The sequence below is a fragment of the Streptobacillus felis genome (assembly GCF_001559775.1).
In the GTDB taxonomy this organism is placed as follows: domain Bacteria; phylum Fusobacteriota; class Fusobacteriia; order Fusobacteriales; family Leptotrichiaceae; genus Streptobacillus; species Streptobacillus felis.
Genome location: NZ_LOHX01000340.1, coordinates 1 through 5542 on the forward strand (window position 1 = coordinate 1; position 5542 = coordinate 5542).

At 26.3% G+C, this 5542-nt stretch carries 5 protein-coding genes and 1 pseudogene; all 6 read right to left on the bottom strand.

The window, feature by feature from the left end:
- Window positions 1–298: 298 nt before the first annotated feature.
- A complete protein-coding gene (locus AYC60_RS08035) occupies window positions 299–1501 on the bottom strand; it encodes a hypothetical protein (RefSeq protein ID WP_067323386.1) in 1203 nt (400 codons plus the stop codon).
- On the bottom strand, window positions 1502–1933 hold the full coding sequence (locus AYC60_RS08040; RefSeq protein WP_067323389.1) for a DUF2185 domain-containing protein: 432 nt from the start codon (window positions 1931–1933) through the stop codon (window positions 1502–1504). It abuts the gene before it with no gap.
- Window positions 1934–1952: 19 nt separating this feature from the next.
- Window positions 1953–4103, bottom strand: a complete 2151-nt coding sequence (locus AYC60_RS09225; RefSeq protein ID WP_067323392.1) for a hypothetical protein — start codon at window positions 4101–4103, stop codon at window positions 1953–1955.
- A 228-nt stretch (window positions 4104–4331) separates the two neighbouring features.
- Window positions 4332–4724: a 30S ribosomal protein S9 gene (gene rpsI / locus AYC60_RS08050; protein ID WP_067323395.1), complete on the bottom strand. Its 393-nt coding sequence runs from the start codon at window positions 4722–4724 to the stop codon at window positions 4332–4334.
- Window positions 4725–4736: 12 nt separating this feature from the next.
- Entirely contained in the window at window positions 4737–5171 is a 435-nt protein-coding gene (gene rplM / locus AYC60_RS08055; RefSeq protein WP_067323398.1) for a 50S ribosomal protein L13, read from the bottom strand.
- Between the two features lie 190 nt (window positions 5172–5361).
- A pseudogene (locus AYC60_RS09410) lies at window positions 5362–5542 on the bottom strand (IS30 family transposase); the annotation flags it as partial.

Here is a 5542-nt window from a genome sequence, read left to right on the forward strand (position 1 = left end):
TGGGGACAAATTTATATGGAATTAATTATTAATTTTGGTAGAGAGCGTATAGAAATTTAAAGAAATTTATCAATAAATTAAGAGGGTTTGGTCAAAAAACCTTACCCTCTGTATTGACATGCTGTGAAAAACAGCTATAATATATTGAATTGTTTATAAACTAAATATCATAAGAGTCTTTGAATAAAAAAATAAATTTGATGAATTTACAGACTTATTTCAATACTCTCTTTAATACTTTTACATATGTATAAAAACTTTTCTATAATAAATATACGTGATTAATATTTTAAAATATTTATTTTATAATTACATACTCTTTATTTTCTAAGTAATCATTTATTTTTTTGTATTGTCTTTTTTCACCATTTTCTTTAATCACTATTATATACATAGGTATGTGTTTAGAATCATAAAGTAATACTTTATCTCCATCCTTTGCTATATCTTTTCCATCGAAGACTAGGATGTGATTTTCATCATATGTTCCTTCTATTCTTACTATTCCATTTTCTGTAATAGTAAGATTTCCTACGGGTTTTTCATTTACAAAATTTATAGTGACAAAACTATTATCATCTATATGACTTATTATTTTAGTTATTCTACCTTTTGTATAATATATATCTTGATTACCTCTTATTGACATTCCATCTAATAAGTCGTTTTTGTATCTTTTTATTTCAGTGAAACTACCTATAGTATATTTAGATTCACCATCTCTTTTACCATCTTTGAAGTTAATTTCTTTTGTAACTTCAGGGAAAATCAATTTAACTGTTCCATTAATTTCGTTGTTAACATAGCTATATTCAATTTTTACATCATCAATTTCTATCTTAACATCACCTTGTTTTAAGTTGTTTATTTTTTCTACCTTATTTTCCTCTAAATATAGGTATATAGTTTCTAAAAACTTTTCTTCAGACGGACTTATTTCATCTATATCAAAAAGATATTCATAGAATTTAATTTCTCCGTTTGATTTTACATATTTGATATCACCAAGTGTAATGCCTTCAAACATAGTAAGGTAAATTTTATCACCGTTATTCTTGTTTATTATTACTTGACCATTTATTAATGCATCTTCTTCCTTAAATGATATTACTGAATCAGGTGTTTTTAATTCAAAATATCCATTACGATTCATGCCCATATATCCACTACGTGTAAGTTCATCTATATATTCAAGTTGCTCACCTAACTGTTCATTTTGGAAATATGTTATTTCTCCTACAAAATTCCCATCCTTATATACCTTTTCAACACCATTTAAGAATCCGTTTAAATATGTTCCTTTAAGTAATAAATTTATTTCAGGTACCTCTAAAGTAAATTCACCATTTTTTACATTATTAACATAAGTCCCTTTTTCTATACTACCATCATCTAAAGTTTCTATAAACGGGCCTTGTTTGAAACCGTTGATTATTTCCACTTCTTCCTTTGAGAAAAGAAATAATTGTAATAATAAAAGCATTGTAAATATTTTTTTCATTTATTCATTCTCCACCTTTGCTAATTTACCTTCCTCGTTAACTCTCAATTCAGTACCATAAGGCGATTTTAATATTTCTCTTACATTTTTATCTAAGTTACATACTATACTTAACTTGTATACACCGAAGTTTTCAGGATTTTTTAGGTATGTTTCATCTTCATCACCAGCAAAAAATCTCCAACCACTGTCATTTTTTCCTAATTTTTCTTTTTGTCTATAGCAGTACCCAACATTTTCACCATCAACAGATATACGGTTTGAAACTATACACCCTTCTGCAGAATTAACTTTTAAGTATAGAAACCCTATAACTGCAAGTATTACACCTAAAGCTGTTAATAAATAAATATATATTTTTGGTGTGTTAAAGAATAGTAATGCTATTACTCCAACAAAAATTGAAATAGATCTATAAAACCATTTGTTCATTCAATCCCTCCTATTTATATTAGTACCTATATATTATACCAAATTTTATACCATATTTTAAAGGGATAGATAAAGGTTTTGAATAAAGAGGTAAAAATAATCCCTCATTTTTTGTTAATGGAGTTTTAGTATAAGTTTTTTCTAACTCAAAACTTCCATTAATTTCAAGGTTATTTTTTGGTGTATAAACTGTTTTAACATAAGGTTTAACTGAAAATTCATAACCATGTACCCATTTATTTGGTTCGTTTTCTAATTGTCTATCATAAGGAGATTCTGGAAATTCTCTTTTTAGTACCTCCATTAAGTATGGTGAAATACTTGATGCATAAAGTCTAGATTTTTTAGCTACTCTAGATAAAACAGAGAACTTGGTATCAACACCTACGTTTATTTTTACATCATCTTTTACTATCTTTTGATTTATATTAATGTTATTGCTTAACACATTAGTTTGGTAATGATTAGATTTTTTATCTTTGAATAGTTCGTATTCATTGGATAATTCGTTCTTTAGTTTTAAGTTGGAATTAATTTTTCTCTCATATGTTCCAACAGTTTTGCTCTCAAGCTTAGTTTCATTGAAATTGGTAATATATTTTAAGTGTTCATTAAAACTAAAGTAGTTTTTTGAGTTGTTATAGCTTAAATTAAATTTGTTTTCATAGCTATGTTTTTTACTTCTACTACTCTTATACGACATATCTCCATTACTTACTGCTGTTGTTTCAACATAATATTTACCGTATTTTGGTTGACTGTTAGTTCCAAAGTCTTCTTCGAATTTAGTTAATAGGATGTAACCATCATTTTCAGCAATGATAGGGACATAAAATTCATCAAGACCTAGTTCTTCACCTTTTTTGAATTTTTTATAACTTTCAGCTAATACTTTACTAAATCCAGGATTAAAATGATAGTTAACACCATTTGTGTCATAAGTGATTGCATCTCCATGTGTATCCCAATTATCAAAGTGAACGCTTTGAGTTATATTATACTTTATATTAGTTTCCTTTTTAAAAGTATCTTCTAATTTAAATTGGAAATCATTAGATATATTTAAATTTTTAGTGAATACATTTGATTTTTTTAATTTAATATCAGTAATAAAAGTTTTTTTATTCTCTAATTTATCTATATATCCTTTGTGTATTTTTGATAAACTGTCTTTGTATTCATTATCAAAGCTAAATTCTATTTTAAATTGATCTATCTTATCGTGTTCATGATCAATAATTTCCCAGAATTTGTGATATCTTCTTTTTTCTGTATTGTAATCAAAAAATACCCTTACTTTGCTCCTTTGGTTATTTCCATCTGCTAAATTGCTAAGTTGTTTACCAGCAAACAAATCTATACCTAAGAAAGTATTTTCATTATACATATATCTTCCATATATATTTGTTTCAATAATACTTGGATAGTTTTCTCTACCTTTAATTCTTGAGATTGTTCCAAGAGAAAACTTATCTTTATGAACACCTATTAATTTAAATTCTGTTATTGAATCATTTTTAAAATATCTATTATCTTCTTCATCAAAAGATGTTAAATATTTAGTATATTTTAAACCGTATTTAGGTTTATTGTATGATAAAGATAATTTTGCTTGAAAGTCACTATTTTCTTTAATAGTTTTAGTATTTCTTGGTTTAGATATATTTAAACTATCCCCACTTAATATACTTTTATGGTCGTGGTCATGTTCCTCGTGATCATGGTCATGCCCATGTTCGTGATCATGATGGTGGTCATGATCTTCAGATTCTACGGATTTTTCTTTATTTACATTTGATAAATGGTTTTCAAAAGAAGAATAGGATACAGAATTTCTATTTGTAATAAATTCAGTGATATAGTAAGAATCTTCTTTTTGTAAATCTCCCTTATTATCTGTTCCATCATATATATATCTAGTGTTTGAGTTAGGTTGCTTTGCAAGTTTTCTATTTCCTTGTAAAACAAGATTTGCACTTAAAGAATTATTTAAAGTATAAACTGTTAAGTCAACAGGCTTATATACCATTTTTGAAAGTTTAAAGTCTTCAATTTTTCTTAATCTTCCTTCGTTTTCAAAACTTGATTTAAGAACTATATTAAATTTTTTATCTTCAGATAAAGATAAAATTGAAAATATTAAAATTCCCATTAAAAATATTTTTTTCATTTAATCACCTCTTTTTGCTACTTATTTTAATATATCAAAAAAAAGTTGATAATGCAAGAAAAATAGCATAAACATTGACTTTGCACTCTGTGTCTTATTTATATTTTTCCCTCTATTTTTATGTATTTTATTTAATTTATTTTTTTCAGTGTTAAAATGATTTGAAAATAAAAAAACATGAACATAGGTTCATGTCTTTTACTATTTTTATTTGTTTTGTTAATAATATTAACGTTTTGAGAATTGTGGGCTTCTTCTTGCTTTTTTCTTCCCGTATTTTTTTCTTTCAACCATACGTGAATCTCTTGTTAAGAATCCAGCTTCTCTTAATCCAGCTTTTAATTCAGAATCATTTTCTACTAAAGCTCTTGAAATACCTAATCTTATAGCTCCTGCTTGACCAGTATTTCCTCCACCATGTACCGTAACATTTACACCAAATTTATTTAATGTTCCTGTTAATTCTAATGGTTGTTCAACTATTTTTGCTAAGATTTCTCTTCCTGCAAAAAATTCTCTCATGTCTTTACCGTTAATTACAACACCTGTTTGTCCTGGGATTAATCTTACTCTTGCTACTGAAGTTTTTCTTCTACCTGTTCCTAAAAATTGTTTACTCACTTAAATACCTCCCTATAATTCCATTTTTGTAGGTTTTTGAGCTTCATTTGAATGAGTTGGTCCTACATTTAATTTTAGTCTGTTAATCATTTGTCTTCCTAATTTGTTTTTAGGTAACATTCTTTCAACAGCTTTTCTTAATACTTCAGTTGGTTTTTTTGCAAGCATTTCTTCTAAACTTCTAGTTTTTAATCCTCCAGGGTATCCACTATGTCTGTAATATTTTTTATCAGTTAATTTTTTACCTGTTACAGCAATTTTTTCTGCATTAACTACTACTACATAATCTCCACCGTCAACGTGTGGTGTGTAACTTACTTTATCTTTTCCAATTAATTTTTTAGCAATTTCTACTGCTAATTTTCCAAGTACTAATCCTTCAGCATCAACTAAATGCCAATTTCTTACTACTTCTTCTTTTTTTTGCATTTTTGTATCTTTATTCACTTCTATCCTCCTAAAATTTTTTGGTGAATAACGGTTCCTTTGTGGGAAAGGAAATTTTACTATATTAGTATATACTAAAAATACTGTCTTTGTCAAGAAAAACTTTATAAAAAAAGAATCAGTGTAAGTAGAAATTAGAAATGTCCAAAAAAAAATGAAATAAAAATTTTATAGTGCAGTATAATTGAATTTATGCTGCATTTTTATTTTCAAAATAAATATTTTTTGATGTTTTACCATTAAAAATTTTTCTTGGATAATTATTCATAAAGTCTTGTATATATTCTATCTCTTTATTACTCAAATTATTAAATGAAGATCCCTTACGGAAAAATCTCCTAATAAATCTCTTGTAATTTTCATTACTTCCA